The organism is Streptomyces sp. 351MFTsu5.1 (assembly GCF_000383655.1).
Taxonomy (GTDB): Bacteria; Actinomycetota; Actinomycetes; order Streptomycetales; family Streptomycetaceae; genus Streptomyces; species Streptomyces griseorubiginosus.
The window spans coordinates 163,450-176,525 of the sequence record NZ_KB911787.1 but is presented as its reverse complement, the minus strand read 5'-3'; the positions used below and the strand labels follow the sequence as shown (position 1 = coordinate 176,525).

General features: G+C 72.5%; 14 protein-coding genes. 6 read left to right on the top strand and 8 right to left on the bottom strand.

What is annotated here, in order from left to right:
• Positions 1-39: 39 nt before the first annotated feature.
• The 3 genes from H295_RS0127560 to H295_RS0127550 all read left to right on the top strand — a co-directional run bounded on the left by H295_RS0127560 (position 40) and on the right by H295_RS0127550 (position 3,139).
• Positions 40-918: a LysR family transcriptional regulator gene (locus tag H295_RS0127560; protein WP_020138589.1), complete on the top strand. Its 879-nt coding sequence runs from the start codon at positions 40-42 to the stop codon at positions 916-918.
• Between the two features lie 132 nt (positions 919-1,050).
• Entirely contained in the window at positions 1,051-2,550 is a 1,500-nt protein-coding gene (locus H295_RS0127555) for a carotenoid oxygenase family protein (protein WP_028809807.1), read from the top strand.
• Positions 2,551-2,623: 73 nt separating this feature from the next.
• Positions 2,624-3,139 carry a mycothiol transferase gene (locus H295_RS0127550; protein WP_028809806.1) on the top strand — a complete coding sequence of 172 codons (516 nt, stop codon included), beginning with the start codon at positions 2,624-2,626 and terminating at the stop codon, positions 3,137-3,139.
• Here the strand turns inward: H295_RS0127550 and H295_RS0127545 are convergent.
• Both H295_RS0127545 and H295_RS0127540 read right to left on the bottom strand, forming a co-directional pair.
• Positions 3,121-4,200: an adenosine deaminase gene (locus H295_RS0127545; protein ID WP_020138586.1), complete on the bottom strand. Its 1,080-nt coding sequence runs from the start codon at positions 4,198-4,200 to the stop codon at positions 3,121-3,123. The two genes, H295_RS0127550 and H295_RS0127545, sit on opposite strands and share 19 nt — an antisense overlap.
• Positions 4,201-4,235: 35 nt before the next feature.
• Complete coding sequence (locus tag H295_RS0127540; protein ID WP_020138585.1) at positions 4,236-4,628, bottom strand: VOC family protein; 393 nt, start codon at positions 4,626-4,628, stop codon at positions 4,236-4,238.
• Positions 4,629-4,832: 204 nt separating this feature from the next.
• On the opposite strand from H295_RS0127540, the gene H295_RS0127535 reads away from it, so the two are divergent.
• Entirely contained in the window at positions 4,833-5,540 is a 708-nt protein-coding gene (locus H295_RS0127535) for a dienelactone hydrolase family protein (RefSeq protein WP_020138584.1), read from the top strand.
• 81 nt (positions 5,541-5,621) lie between these two features.
• Here the strand turns inward: H295_RS0127535 and infA are convergent, their stop codons facing one another.
• Both infA and H295_RS0127525 read right to left on the bottom strand, forming a co-directional pair.
• On the bottom strand, positions 5,622-5,846 hold the full coding sequence (infA, locus tag H295_RS0127530) for a translation initiation factor IF-1 (protein ID WP_020138583.1): 225 nt from the start codon (positions 5,844-5,846) through the stop codon (positions 5,622-5,624).
• The gene (locus H295_RS0127525; RefSeq protein ID WP_020138582.1) at positions 5,843-6,634 is read right to left on the bottom strand and encodes a GNAT family N-acetyltransferase; all 792 of its coding nucleotides are present in this window, start codon (positions 6,632-6,634) and stop codon (positions 5,843-5,845) included. Before H295_RS0127525 ends, infA begins: the two co-directional genes overlap by 4 nt.
• Before the next feature lie 294 nt (positions 6,635-6,928).
• On the opposite strand from H295_RS0127525, the gene H295_RS0127520 reads away from it, so the two are divergent.
• Entirely contained in the window at positions 6,929-7,384 is a 456-nt protein-coding gene (locus H295_RS0127520; RefSeq protein WP_020138581.1) for a pyridoxamine 5'-phosphate oxidase family protein, read from the top strand.
• A gap of 4 nt (positions 7,385-7,388) precedes the next feature.
• Here H295_RS0127520 and H295_RS0127515 read toward each other — a convergent pair whose 3' ends face one another.
• Together H295_RS0127515 and H295_RS0127510 are read right to left on the bottom strand one after the other, a co-directional pair.
• On the bottom strand, positions 7,389-8,294 hold the full coding sequence (locus H295_RS0127515) for an oxidoreductase (protein ID WP_020138580.1): 906 nt from the start codon (positions 8,292-8,294) through the stop codon (positions 7,389-7,391).
• A 52-nt stretch (positions 8,295-8,346) separates the two neighbouring features.
• A complete protein-coding gene (locus tag H295_RS0127510) occupies positions 8,347-10,158 on the bottom strand; it encodes a bifunctional sugar phosphate isomerase/epimerase/4-hydroxyphenylpyruvate dioxygenase family protein (protein ID WP_020138579.1) in 1,812 nt (603 codons plus the stop codon).
• A 213-nt stretch (positions 10,159-10,371) separates the two neighbouring features.
• Here H295_RS0127510 and H295_RS0127505 point away from each other — a divergent pair, with 213 nt between their 5' ends.
• Positions 10,372-11,166, top strand: coding sequence for an IclR family transcriptional regulator (locus H295_RS0127505; protein ID WP_020138578.1), 795 nt, complete (start codon positions 10,372-10,374; stop codon positions 11,164-11,166).
• A 44-nt stretch (positions 11,167-11,210) separates the two neighbouring features.
• Here H295_RS0127505 and H295_RS0127500 read toward each other — a convergent pair whose 3' ends face one another.
• Both H295_RS0127500 and H295_RS0127495 read right to left on the bottom strand, forming a co-directional pair.
• Positions 11,211-12,095: an NAD(P)-dependent oxidoreductase gene (locus H295_RS0127500; protein ID WP_020138577.1), complete on the bottom strand. Its 885-nt coding sequence runs from the start codon at positions 12,093-12,095 to the stop codon at positions 11,211-11,213.
• Between the two features lie 97 nt (positions 12,096-12,192).
• Positions 12,193-12,921, bottom strand: coding sequence for a tRNA-dependent cyclodipeptide synthase (locus H295_RS0127495; protein ID WP_234021693.1), 729 nt, complete (start codon positions 12,919-12,921; stop codon positions 12,193-12,195).
• Between the last annotated feature and the right edge of the window lie 155 nt (positions 12,922-13,076).

The window sequence follows — 13,076 nt, the reverse complement described above, 5'->3', positions numbered from 1 at the left end:
GAAGAATGTGATGGAATTCAGCGGATAAGCTTCTCAATCATGGAACTGCGCCATCTCCAGCATTTCGTCGCGGTCGCCGAGGACCAGCATTTCACCCGGGCCGCCGAGCGGCTGCTCGTGTCCCAGTCGGGGCTGTCCGCGTCCATCCGCGCGCTGGAGCGGGAGCTCCAGACCCCGCTGTTCGTGCGGACCACCCGGCGGGTGACGCTCACCCCGGCCGGGCGGGCGCTGCTGGGCGAGGCCGAGCGGATCCTCGCCCAGGTGCGGTCGGCCCACGAGGCGGTGGCCGCGGTGCAGGGAGTCCTGCGCGGGACGCTCGCCATCGGCTCCGAGCAGTGTGTCGCCGGGCTGCATGTGGCGGGACTGCTCGCCGCGTTCCGGCGGCAGCACCCGGACGTGGAGATCTGTCTGCGCCAGGCTGGCTCGGCCGCGCTCGCCGAGGAGGTCGCGGCCGGTCGGCTCGATCTGGCGTTCGCCGTCCGGGCGGCCCAGGAGGACACCGACCAGTTGCGGGTCGTACCGCTGTCGAGCGAGCCCATGACGGTGCTGTGCCATCGCAGTCACCGGCTGGCGGCCGCCGGGGCGGCCGTGACGCCGGAGGACCTGGCCGGCGAGGTGTTCGTGGACTTCCATCCCGACTGGGGCCCGCGCCGCACCACCGACGCGGCCTTCGCCGAGGCGGGCCTGCGCCGGAACGTCACGCTGGAGGTCAACGACGTGCACAGCCTCCTCGACCTGGTCGACGAGAACCTCGGCGTGGCCGTGGTTCCGCAGCACTTCCGGCACAAGCGGCCGGCGCTGACGGCGCTGCCCGTCAAGGGCACGGGCGAGGCCGTGTACGAGACGGTCGCCCTGCTGCCGCCCCCGCAGGCGACCAGTCCGGCGGCCCGGGCGCTGATGTCCCTGCTGGAAACCTGATGCCCCCGCCGGAAACAGGGGGTCTGGGTACACCCCAGGACGGGCCCCACCCCTCCTGACCCGATCCGTCCCGCGCACCAGACTCGTGACCGTTCCCGAGCACAACTACGGTCAGGAGCAGGGAAGATGACGATGACGGATCCCACCCGACGCAATGTCCTGCGCGGCGCGGCAGCGATCACGGCGGCCGGGGCGCTCGTCGGCACCGGAGCGGCTGCTTCGCCCGCCGCGGCGGCACCCCGGGCAGCGCGCCGCTTCCCCTTTCTGGAGGGGGCGTTCAAGCCCGTCACCGAGGAGCTGACGGCCTTCGACCTACCGGTCACCGGCCGCATCCCGCGCGACCTGAACGGCCGCTACCTGCGCAACGGCCCGAACGCCCTGGGCCTGGAGGACCCACGCGCCCATCACTGGATGCTGGGTGAGGGCATGGTGCACGGTGTGCGGCTGCGCGAGGGGCGGGCCGAGTGGTACCGCAACCGCTGGGTGCGTTCCTCCCAGGTGGCGAACAAGCTCGGCGAGCCCTACCCGGGCCCGGTGCCGCCGGACGACTTCCCGTGCAACACCCATGTGATCCCGTACCGAGGGCGGATCCTCGCGCTCCAGGAGAGCGGACCGCTGCCGTACGAGCTCGACGACGAGCTGAACACCGTGGGCACCTACGACTTCCGCGGCACCCTGGAGGGCGCGTTCACCGCCCACACCAAGTTCGACGCGCACGCCGGTGAGCTGCACGCCATCGCCTACTACCCGACCTGGGACCACGTCCGGCACCTGGTCGTCGGCCCGGACGGCCGGGTCGCGCGCAGCACGAGGATCCCGGTGGCGGACGCGCCGATGGTCCACGACTTCGCGCTCACCGAGAACTACGTGGTGATCCTCGACATGCCGGTCACCTTCGACCCGGCGGGCGCCGAGCGCGGCGACATCGTGCCGTACGTCTGGAACGACCGGCATCCGGCACGGATCGGTGTGCTGCCGCGCAAGGGCGGTGCGGTGCGCTGGTTCGAGGTGGACCCGGTGTACTACTCGCACACCCTCAACGCCTACGAGGAGGGCCCGAACCTGGTCATCGACACGACGAACTTCGACGGGCCCTTCCTCGTGGCGGGCAACGGCTCGGGCGGGCCGTACGGGCAGGGGACTCCGCGGCTGGACCGCTGGACGGTCGACCTGCGGCAGGGCCGGGTGCGGGTGCGGACCCTCGACGACCGGCCGCAGGAGTTCCCGCGGGTCAACGAGGCGCTGGTGTCCCGGCGGCACCGCTACGGCTACGCGGCCGCCTCCGCGGAGATGGCGGCTGCCTATCAGGCGGTCGACGGCACCCCGCCGCCCGACCGGGCGTTCAGCAACGCGCTCATCAAGCACGACCTGCTGCGCGGCACCACACAGGTGCACCGGCTGCCCCGGGGCGCGGCGGCGAGCGAGGCGGTGTTCGTGCCGTCCGACGCCTGCGACACCCGGGCCGCCGAGGACGACGGCTATGCCGTCGCGTACGTCCACAACCCGGATCGCGGGGCCTCGGACCTGCTGATCCTCTCGGCCCAGGACTTCACGGCCGAGCCGGTGGCCCGCATCCACCTCCCGGGCCGGGTGCCGCTGGGCTTCCACGGCAGCTGGATCCCGGACGCGTGATCGGTTCTGCGCAGCGGACGCAGGTTCGGTTCTTGCGAGGCGGAACCCGGTGCGATGCGCGAGGGTGGACGTCATGCATGCAAAGGACATCCTCATCGACGGGTTCACCCGCATCCAGGAAGAAGTCCACGCCGTCGTCGAGGGCCTGCCCCTGGACGACCTCCACCACCGCCCTGCCCCGGACGCCAACCCGGTCGCCTGGCTCGTCTGGCATCTCACCCGGGTCCAGGACGACCACGTGGCCGGCGCCTTCGGACTCGACCAGGTCTGGCTGACACAGGACTGGGCGAAGCGCTTCGGCCTCGACCTCGAGCCGCGCGACCTCGGGTACGGCCACAGCTCCGCGCAGGTCGCGAAGGTGCGAGTCGACTCCGCGGACCTGCTGACCGGGTACTACGACGCCGTCCACGCCCAGAGTCTCGAAGCCCTGCGCGGGCTGACCGCCGGGGACCTGGAGCGGGTCGTGGACGAGCGGTGGGACCCTCCGGTCACGCTGGGCGTCCGGCTGGTGAGCGTCCTGTCCGACGATCTCCAGCACGTCGGACAGGCCGCCTATCTGCGGGGGCTGCTTCAGAGCGCGGCTTCGTAGCCCGGCAGGACGACGTCCTCGATGAGGGCCTTGCGCTCGTCGAACGGGATGAACGCGCTCTTCAGGGCGTTGACCGTGACCGTGCGCAGGTCCTCGACGGACCAGCCCGCCTCCTCGACCAGCAGGGACATCTCGCGGGTCATCGTCGTCCCCGACACCAGCCGGTTGTCGGTGTTGAGGGTGACCCGGAAGCCCAGGTCCTTCAGAGCCGTGATCGGGTGCTCCGCGATCGAGACGGCCGCACCGGTCTGGAGGTTGGAGGTCGGGCACATCTCCAGGGCGATCCGGTGGTCGCGGACCCAGCCCGCGAGCCGGCCGAGCTTGCCGCCCGCGAGGTCGGGGATGTCCTCGGTGATCCGCACACCGTGGCCGATGCGCTGGGCCCCGCAGACCTGCACGGCCTGGTGGATGCTGGGCAGGCCGTGGGCCTCGCCCGCGTGGATGGTGAAGGGCACGCTCTCGCGGCGCAGGTGCTCGAAGGCGGCGAGGTGGTCGGCGGGCGGGAAGCCGTCCTCGGCGCCCGCGATGTCGAAGCCGACGACACCGGCGTCCCGGAAGGCCACCGCCAAGTCGGCGGCCTCGCGGACCCGGTCGAACATCCGCATCCCGCACAGCAGGGTGCCGACCCGGACGGGGGTGCCCGCCGCCGCGGCCTTCGCCATGCCGGCCGCGAGGCCCTCCTGGACGGTCTCGACGACCTCGGCCATGGCGAGTCCGCCGGTGGTGTTCAGCTCGGGGGCGTAGCGCACCTCGCCGTAGACGACACCGTCGGCGGCCAGGTCGAGGACGTACTCCTCGGCCGCACGCAGCAGGCCCGCACGGGTCTGGAGGACGGCGAGGGTGTGCTCGAAAGTGGCTATGTAGCGCACCAGGTCGCCGGAGTTCGCGGCCTCGACGTACCAGGCGGCGAGTTCTTCGGGGTCGGTGGTGGGCAGGGTGTGACCGACCTCGGCCGCCAGCTCCACGAGGGTGGCGGGACGCAGGCCGCCGTCGAGGTGGTCGTGCAGGACGGCCTTGGGAAGGCGGCGGATCGAAGCGGCGTCTACGCGCGTAGCGGTCATGGCGGGGTCTTTCCTCGAACAGGGTGGCAGGAGGGTCAGGCGGCGGGCTGGAGCAGGTCCCAGCGGTTTCCGTACAGGTCCTGGAAGACGGCGACCGAGCCGTAGGGCTCGTGGCGCGGCTCCTCCAGGAAGGTCACACCCGCGGCGAGCATCCGGGCGTGGTCGCGGGCGAAGTCGTCGGTGTGCAGGAAGAACCCGACACGACCGCCGGCCTGGTCCCCGACCCGGGCACGCTGATCCTCGTCCTTGGCGCGGGCCAGGAGCAGGTCGGTGCCGCCCTCACGGGCGTCCGGGCGCACGACGACCCAGCGGGAGCCGTCGGGGCGGGGGGTGTCCTCGACGAGCCGGAAGCCGAGGGCCTCGGTGTAGAAGCGGATCGCCTCGTCGTAGTCGTCGACGACGAGGGTGACCAGGGCGACGCGTCTCATCGGGACCTTCCGGGAGGGGTGGTTGACGGGAGAGGTTATACGTAAAACGTCAGGGACGCCAGTCTCCGCCTCCGGGGTCGCCGCAGGCGGGCCGGAGGGCGCGTGACAGGCCGGCTGGAGGGCGTATGCAAGGCTGGCGATCACCGCTGGGGCGTCGGCCCCGGCGCCCCCCGCCACAGGTCTGCCGCACAGGAGTCGAGCACCGTGACCGAACTGCCGAAGTCGACCGGAGAACCCGCCCGCCAGAACGTCACCTTCCCGAGCGCCGGCACCACCGCGCACGGCTATCTCGCGCTGCCGCCGGCCGGGAGCGGCCCGGGCGTCATCGTCATCCAGGAGTGGTGGGGTCTGACCGACCACATCGCCGACGTCGCCGACCGGCTCGCGGCGGAGGGCTTCGTCGCCCTCGCCCCCGACCTGTACGGCGGCAACGTCGCCCACGAGGACGCGGAGGCCCTGCGCATGATGCAGGCGCTCCCGGTCGGGCGGGGCGTGGAGCTGCTCTCCGGGGCGGTCGACCACCTGCTGTCCCTGCCCGAGGTCACCTCCGAGACGGTCGGCGCGGTCGGCTTCTGCATGGGCGGCGGATTCGTGCTGTACCTGGCCGCGGCCGATCCACGGGTGAGCGCGGCCGTGCCCTTCTACGGGGTGATCCAGGGCGAGCTGCCCGACTTCTCGGGGCTGCGCGCGGAGATCCTGGGCCACTACGGCGAACTCGACGAGAGCATCCCGGCGGAGCACCTGGACGCCCTGCGCGACACGGTCAGGGAGCAGTCCGGGATCACCCCGGACCTGCGCATGTACCCGGCCGGCCACGCCTTCTTCAACGACGGCCGCCCGGTCCACGACCCCGAGTCCGCCGCCCTGGCCTGGCAGCGCACGGTGCCCTTCCTGCGCGAGCGGCTGGGCTGAGCCCGACGGGGCTCCGGTCAGGCGGGCGGACGCCCTGACCGGAACCCCGGGTTCAGCTGCTGCCGGGGATACCGGCCGGCGTCAGTTCCGGTACCGGAAGACGATCCGGCCGCGGGTGAGGTCGTACGGCGGGAGCTCCACCAGGACCCGGTCCTCCAGCATGATCTTGATGTAGTGCTTGCGGATCTTCCCGCTGATGTGCGCGAGCACCTGGTGGCCGTTCTCCAGCTCCACGGTGAACATGGCGCTGCGCAGGCACTCGACGACCCTGCCCTCGACCTCGATGACGTTCTTGTCCTTCGTCATCGCACCAGCTCCAGGTTGCTGCTCGTCGGGCGGGCGCCGACGCTCTCGAACAGTGCCGAGGCCGCCCGGTTGGTCTCCTGGACCTCGGCCCAGGCCTCGGCGAACCCCGCGCGGTGCAGTGTTCCCAGGGCGTGGGCCAGCAGGGCCCGGGCGATACCGCGCCGCTGCGCGCCGGACCGGACCGCGAGCAGCCCGATGCGCGGCCGGATCACCGTGACCACCCGGATCAGGCCCAGGTAGCCGTCCGGTGCCGCGGCCACCGCGTACTTCGACGGGTCGACGACGGTGTCGCCCTCGGGGAAGGGGATCACCTCCGCGGGCATCGACTGCCAGCCGGGTCCCGCCTCGACCTCCTCGCGGATCGCCCGGTCCACCGCTCGCAGCAGACGTTCGTCCGCCTCACCGGCCGGCACGATCGTCACGCCGGGTGGCGGAAGGACTTCTCCGAGCCCGGTGAGACGCGGGTCCGTCGGCACGGCGTACTCCCCTTCACGGCGCCGGACGGTGAACCCGGCTCGTAGCCAACGGGCCGTCAGTTCCGTGTCGGCTTCGTCGACGACCGTGTACAGGGGTGCCGGAAGGGCCGCCTGCATCGCCTCGGCGAGCCGGTCGAAGGGGGCCTCGTGCCAGGCGTCGATGCTGACGAACAGGCGTCCGTCCGGCCGGTGCAGGGCATCCCCGCGGCCGACCACCAAGTCGTCGTCCAGGGCGTGCCATTGTCTGTTCGCGACACGGGTGACCGTCACCGCGTGCCCGCTTGGACGGGTGGGGAAAGGCTGTGTGTTCATCGGAGTCTCCCTCCAGGAGTGCCTCGATCTCAGGCGCTCCCGGCGACACCGAACGTCAGCCGCCGGACCGTGACGGAGTGAGGGAGCACCCACGGGTAACTGTGTTCACGGGGCTCACCTCCCTACGACGATTCACGATCCACAGCGAACCTAGCAGCGTCGCGCCGCCGCGCTCAAAGTCTTTTTGCGGTCGGCCTTTTCCGATGGGCGCAGGCCTCCTCCCGTGGGCTCGGCCGGGGGTCGTAGGGCCACGGACCGAGGCGTCGGTGGCCGGGCCCCGGTAGCGTCCCGCCCATGACGATCACCGAGAGCCGGACCCCCGAGCAGCGCAAGCGCGACGTACTGGACCGCCTGGAGCGGGAGACCGACATCTGGGTGGCCTCCGCCGACGCAGACGGGCTGCCCTGCCTGGTCGCGCTGTGGTTCGTCTGGCACGACGGGTGCGTGTGGCTGTCCACCCGGATCACCAACCCCACGGGCCGCAATCTGCGCGACGGCGGCCGCACCCGGCTGGCCTTCGGGGACACCCAGGACGTCGTGCTCATCGACGGGGACGTGCGGACCTACGGCGGCCAGGAGGTGCCGGCCGGGGCGATCGACGCGTTCCTGGCGAAGCACGGCTGGGATCCGCGCGAGGACAGCGCGTCCTACGCCTTCTTCGAGGTGCGCCCGCACGCGGTGCAGGCCCTGCACGGCATCCACGAGATGCGCGGGCGGCACATCATGAAGGACGGCACCTGGGTCGTATGACCGCTCAACCCGCCTTGTGATGCAGGGAGTTCAGCGTGTCGAGTTCGTCGTCGGTGAGCCGGAGCGCGCCCGCCGCGACGTTCTCGGCGAGGTGGTCCGGGTTACCGGTGCCGGGGATGGCGAGGACGTGCGGGCCCTGGGCGAGGGTCCAGGCGAGACGGATCTGGGCGGGGGTGGCGCCGTGCGCCTCGGCGATCGTCAGGACCGCCCCGTCGTGGCCGGTGGTGGCTCCCCGCTCGCCGCCCTCGCCCGCGATGGCGTAGAACGGCACGAAGGCGATGCCCTGTTCGCCGCAGATCCGCAGCATCTCGTCGGTGCCGGGGGTGCCGGAGCCCAGCCCGAACCGGTTCTGCACGCAGACCACGGGAGCGACGGCCTGCGCCTCGGCGAGGTGGCGGGGTGAGACGTTCGAGATGCCGAGGTGCCGGATCAGCCCCTTGTCCCGCAGTTCGGCCAGTGCCCCGAAGTGCTCGGCGATCGAGTCCTGCCCCATCCGGCGCAGGTTGACCACGTCGAGGTGGTCGCGGCCGAGCTGACGGAGGTTCTCCTCGACATGGCCGCGCAGGTCCTCCGGCCGGGCCGAGGTCCCCCACTCCCCGGACCAGTCCCGGTACGGCCCGACCTTGGCGACGATGACGAGGTCGTCGGAGTACGGGGAGAGCGCACTGTTGATGATCTCGTTGGCGGAGCGCAGCGAGGAGAAGTAGAAGGCGGCCGTGTCGATGTGGTCGACGCCGAGCTCGACCGCTCTGCGCAGCACCGCCACGGAGCGCTCGCGGTCGCTCGGGGTGCCGAGGTGGAAGGCCGCGCTGCCGGTCAGCCGCATCGCGCCGAAGCCGACGCGGTTGACGGTGAGATCGCCGAGTGTCCAGGTGCCTGCCGCGTCCGCGGTGATCGTTTCGGAGGTCATCGGCGGATGATGACACACCCCGGACCCGCGACCGGCGCCACTTTCCGAACTCCTACCTGCGCTGCGCGGCCAGCCGGACGGGCGCGTTGGCCGCGCCGAACCCGCGGTAGCCGCCGGTGCGTTGCACGAACTCGAAGAACACCTGCCCGACCGTCTCGGTGTAGCAGTGGCGGAACTCTCCGCCCTGCTCGTCGCGGTCGTAGAGGATGCCGAGTTCGCGGAAGGTCTCCAACTCCCCTTCCGCGAAGTCGAACCGGGCCTCCAGGTCGTCGTAGTAGTTGGCGGGGATCCGCAGCAGCCGTGCCCCGGCCGCGCGGAAGCCGCGTACCGCGTCGACGAGGTCGTCGACGGCGAACGCCACGTGCCGGGCCCGCGTGCCGCCGTCCTCCTCCGGGGAGGGCGCGAGGTTGAGGACGAGCCGGGGCCCGTCCGCCTCGCCGGAGGCCGACAGGGCGCGGCTGCGGAACAGGCCGTAGGGGTCGGCGAGTTCGACGGTGTCGTGCGGGCTGAGGCCGAGGACCGTGCGGTGGAACAGCACGGCTTCGTCGAAGTGGTGCCAGGGCTGGGTGAACGCGAGATGGTCGATCGCGGTGCGGTCGGCGGGGACGCTGTCCACCGTGCGGTCGGCGGGGACGCTGTCCACGGTGCGGGCGAAGTCGTCGGTCCAGCTGGGCAGTTCGGGGCGGCCGGTGGCGCAGAAGAGGACCTCGGTGCCGTCCGGGGCGGCGATGGACTCCAGGGGGACGTCCTCGGCGCTCCGACGTTTGGGCAGGGCGGGCGCGAGGAGGGCTTCGGCGCGGCGGGCGGAGGCTTCCGGGTCCGCCGTCTCCAGGCCCACGGCCGCCAGCGTGGTGTCCGTACGGCGGCCTGCGGCGCCCGCATTGACCAGGACCTTGGCTTCGTCCCGCGCCCAGAGGTCGACCGGCTTGCCGTGGTGGCGGGCGGTGCGGGTGAAGCCGAGGGCCGTGAGGAGTGCGCCGACGGGTTCCGGGTCGCTGGTGGCGAGTTCGGCGAAGGCGACCCCCGAGGGGACCACCGGGGCCGGGAGCGGCAGGACCCCGGCGGTCTCCTCCAGAGCGAGCAGGGAGCGCAGACCGTCCAGGGCGGTGCGGCCCGCGTCCGCTTGGCGGAACACGTCGTTGAAGACCTCCAGGGACAGGGGGCCCGCGTACCCGGCGTTCAGGACGTGCCGCAGGAGTCCGGCGACGTCGAGGCCGCCCTGGCCGGGGAAGCAGCGGTGGTGGCGACTCCACTGGAGGACGTCCATGGCCATGCGGGGCGCGTCGGCGAGCTGGAGGAAGAAGATCTTCTCGCCGGGGATGTCCTCGATGCCCTTGGGGTCGGAGCCGCGGGAGAGGATGTGGAAGCTGTCCAGGCAGGTGCCGAGCGCCGGATGCCCCGCGGCCTCGACGATGCGCCAGGCGTGGTCGTAGGTGCTGACGTGCCGCCCCCACGCGAGCGCCTCGTAGGCCACCCGGACACCGGACTCCCGGGCCAGGTCGGCGAGTCGGCTCAACTGCCCGGCGGCGAGCGAGTCGTCGTTCACCGCCCGCGGGGACACGCTGGAGCAGACGAGGACGGTGTCGGCGCCGAGCCTACGCGTCAGCTCGAACTTGTGCCGGGCGCGCCTGAGGTTGCGGGCGAAGTCCTCCTCGGGGACGGCCTCGATGTCCCGCATCGGCTGGTAGAGGTCGATGCTCAGGCCCAGGTCGGCGGTGCGGGCGGCGACCTCCTCCGGGGTGAGGGGGCTGGCCAGGAGGTCGTTCTCGAAGATCTCGACACCGTCGAATCCGGCGCGGGCGGCGGCGGTGAGTTTCTCGGTGAGGGTGCCGCTGAGGCAGACGGTGGCGATGGACTTACGCATGGTCGCTCCCTGTCACTGAGACTCCCCGACGGACCACTAGACGGTTCGTTCGATCCACTGTGCGGTCAGCCTAGGACGCGGGTGCCGGGCGGACAAGGGGCCGGATCCCCTCCAGCAGGAGGGTCGACGGGGATTTCCGGTGTCGCGCGGTTTCCTGGGTCCGCAGAGCGGACTACGGTCGGACCATCGGCGGACGCTACGGGGAGGCAGTGGGTGAGCGACGGACGGACGCGGGCGGAGGGTGAGCCCGAGCAGCAGTCGGGCGGGGTGCGCAGTGTGCGGCGGGCCTTCGACATCCTCACCCTGCTGACCGAGGACCGGCCCGTGATCACCCTGCGGGAGATCACCGAGGCGACCGGGCTCGCCAAGACGACCGCGCTGCGGCTGGTGCAGACCCTGGAGGAGTCCGGGCTGCTGGGCGCACACCCGTCCGGCTACACCGCGGGGCCCGCGCTGTGGCGCTGGGCCTATCTGGCGCGCGGCCAGTGGGAGGTGCCGCAGGAGACCCGCAAGGTGATGCGGGACCTCGCGGACCGGCTGGGCGAGACCGTCAACCTCTTCGTGGCCCGGGGCGTCCACCGGATCTGCGTGGCCCACGAGGAGAGCCCGCACCCACTGCGCCATGTCGTGGACGTGGGTGACGAGCAGCCCCTGTGGGCCGGTGCCTCCTCGAAGATCCTGCTGCGGGACGCCTCGGAGACGTTCCTGCGCCGGGTCGCTGCCACCTCACCGCAGGGCGAGGAGCAGGCCGCGCTCCTGCGCACCTGGGCCGCGGAGGCCACCGAGCGCGGGTACGCCGTCAGCAGCAGCGAGTTCGACGAGGGGCTCACCGCGGTGGCGGTCCCCGTCACCGGGCGCACGGGCAGGGTCGTGGCCTCCCTCTCCGTGAGCGGGCCCAGCCACCGCTTCCCGTACGAGGCGGTGGAGCGGTTCGCCGGCGAGCTCGCGCAGGGCGCCCGGCTCATCTCCGACCAGGGCTTCAGCCACCCGCTGAGCAGCGAGGTCTGACGCGCGGGGCGTTCATCACCCGGTTCACGCCTGCTCCGCCACGCTCACGCCTTCTCGTCGAAGCTCGCGAAGTACGCGGCCGCCATGTCCTCGTCGCCGTGTCCCTGCGCGGCGGCCCGCTCGAAGCGTTCCGCGCTCGCGGCGGCCACGTCGAGGCGTACGCCGCCGCCCGCACCCGCCTCGACGATGAGACGGGCGTCCTTGGCGGCGGTGGAGACCGCGAACTGGGCAGGTGACAACCGGCCCTCCAGGATCAGCCCCGACTTCGCGCGCAGGTAGCCCATGTCGAGCGGTCCGCCGTCGATGGCGTCGAGGAAGCCCTGCGGGTCGACGCCGAGCGCCTTCGCCAGGGCGAGCGCCTCCCCCGCCGCGTTGGTCACCGACAGCACCCAGCTGTTGGCCACCAGCTTCAGCCGGGTCGCGCTGCCCTCGGCCCCGTCCTCCCCGGTCCACACCGTGCGCGCGCCGACGGCGTCGAACACCGGGGCGACCGTGTCCCGGGCGTCGGCCGGTCCGGCCGCCAGGACCAGCAGCTGACCGGCCTCGGCGGGCTGGCGGGTGCCCAGCACGGGCGCGTCGAAGAAGACCAGTTCACGCTCGCGGGCGAACGCGGCCAGCTCGGAGATCGCCTCGACGCCCGCGGTGGTCGACTGCACCCAGGCGATGCCCGGACGCAGGCCCTCGGCCGCCCGGCGCATCACGTCCAGGGCCGCGGGGCCGTCGTACAGCATGGTCAGCACGACGTCGGCGCCCCGGACCGCCTCGGCGGGGCTGTCGGCGATCGCGACGCCGTCCTCGGCCAGCGGCCGCGCCTTGTCGGGGCTGCGGTTCCAGGCGCGGACGGTGTGTCCGGCGCGGGCCAGGTTGCGGGCCATGGCGGCGCCCATGATGCCGGTGCCCAGGACGCTCACGGTGAGTTTGTCGGTCATGACGTCAACTCTCTGCGGGGGTGCGGTGGTGCTGTCCGGTGTCGAGCTTGCCGGAAGCGGCGCGGGACGGCACGACCCGGGGCCGCCCGGTACGGCGTCAGCGCGCCGCCGGGAGCGGTTCGACCGTGACGAAGCCCTGGGTGTCCGCGGCCGGGAGCTGAGCGTCCGGGCCGTAGAGGAAGCCCGCGAGGGCCGGGGTGGCGCGGTAGGCGAAGACGGAGGCCGGGACGCCGAGGATGCCCGGGGTGTCCAGGAGGAAGGGCAGCTCGCTGTCCAGGTACTCGGCGCCCGCTGCCAGTTGGTCGGCGGTCGGGGTCCAGTCGGCGGGCATCGTGGTGCGCAGGACGCCGGAGACCATGCGGGTGCAGGTGGCGTGGAAGGCGGTCTGTTCCCGGTGGGCGCGGGCGATGCGCTCGCGGGCGGCGCGGTACGCGGGGGTGTCGTAGAAGTCGTGGAACTGCGCGACGCGGAGGCGGTCGGGGGCGAGTCGCGCGGTGGCCACGGCACGGGCGACGCGGTTGGCCGTCTGGCGTACGTCGCGGTGGGCGCGGGCGCGGGCGTGCCGGGGTTCGTAGCCGCGGCCGAGGTAGGTGCAGGCGACGGTGTCGGTGCCGGGGTGGGCGATCTCGATCCGGGTGAAGCGGGCGGCGGCCCAGCGCAACAGCGCCACGAGCCGGTCCTCGGAGAAGTAGCCGTTGCCGGGGCTGATCCCGAGGAACACGTGGTGCCCGGACTCGACGAGGCCCACGCAGCGCTCGGAGAACGGGGTCGCGACGAAGCCGTCGCCTCGGTGGCCCTGGACGGAGGGTGTCCAGGTCGTCGGCATCGCCCACTCGTGCATCGTCGTCCCCGGTGTCGCGCAGTGCAGCCGCTCGTCGTCTTCGAGGGTAGGAGCTCCGGTGGGGCGCGTCGGCCCCGCCGCCGGGGGACTCCCGCGGATGGGTGAACGGCATGTGACGCACGCCTCACCGCGCCGCCCGC

Bases quoted from the DNA above. Each gene is read 5' to 3' on its own strand.
- H295_RS0127560 (WP_020138589.1), top strand. From the start codon at position 40: ATGGAACTGCGCCATCTCCAGCATTTCGTCGCGGTCGCCGAGGACCAG.
- H295_RS0127555 (WP_028809807.1), top strand. From the start codon at position 1,051: ATGACGGATCCCACCCGACGCAATGTCCTGCGCGGCGCGGCAGCGATC.
- H295_RS0127550 (WP_028809806.1), top strand. From the start codon at position 2,624: ATGCATGCAAAGGACATCCTCATCGACGGGTTCACCCGCATCCAGGAA.
- H295_RS0127545 (WP_020138586.1), bottom strand. From the start codon at position 4,200: ATGACCGCTACGCGCGTAGACGCCGCTTCGATCCGCCGCCTTCCCAAG.
- H295_RS0127540 (WP_020138585.1), bottom strand. From the start codon at position 4,628: ATGAGACGCGTCGCCCTGGTCACCCTCGTCGTCGACGACTACGACGAG.
- infA (WP_020138583.1), bottom strand. From the start codon at position 5,846: ATGACGAAGGACAAGAACGTCATCGAGGTCGAGGGCAGGGTCGTCGAG.
- H295_RS0127525 (WP_020138582.1), bottom strand. From the start codon at position 6,634: ATGAACACACAGCCTTTCCCCACCCGTCCAAGCGGGCACGCGGTGACG.
- H295_RS0127520 (WP_020138581.1), top strand. From the start codon at position 6,929: ATGACGATCACCGAGAGCCGGACCCCCGAGCAGCGCAAGCGCGACGTA.
- H295_RS0127515 (WP_020138580.1), bottom strand. From the start codon at position 8,294: ATGACCTCCGAAACGATCACCGCGGACGCGGCAGGCACCTGGACACTC.
- H295_RS0127510 (WP_020138579.1), bottom strand. From the start codon at position 10,158: ATGCGTAAGTCCATCGCCACCGTCTGCCTCAGCGGCACCCTCACCGAG.
- H295_RS0127500 (WP_020138577.1), bottom strand. From the start codon at position 12,095: ATGACCGACAAACTCACCGTGAGCGTCCTGGGCACCGGCATCATGGGC.
- H295_RS0127495 (WP_234021693.1), bottom strand. From the start codon at position 12,921: ATGCCGACGACCTGGACACCCTCCGTCCAGGGCCACCGAGGCGACGGC.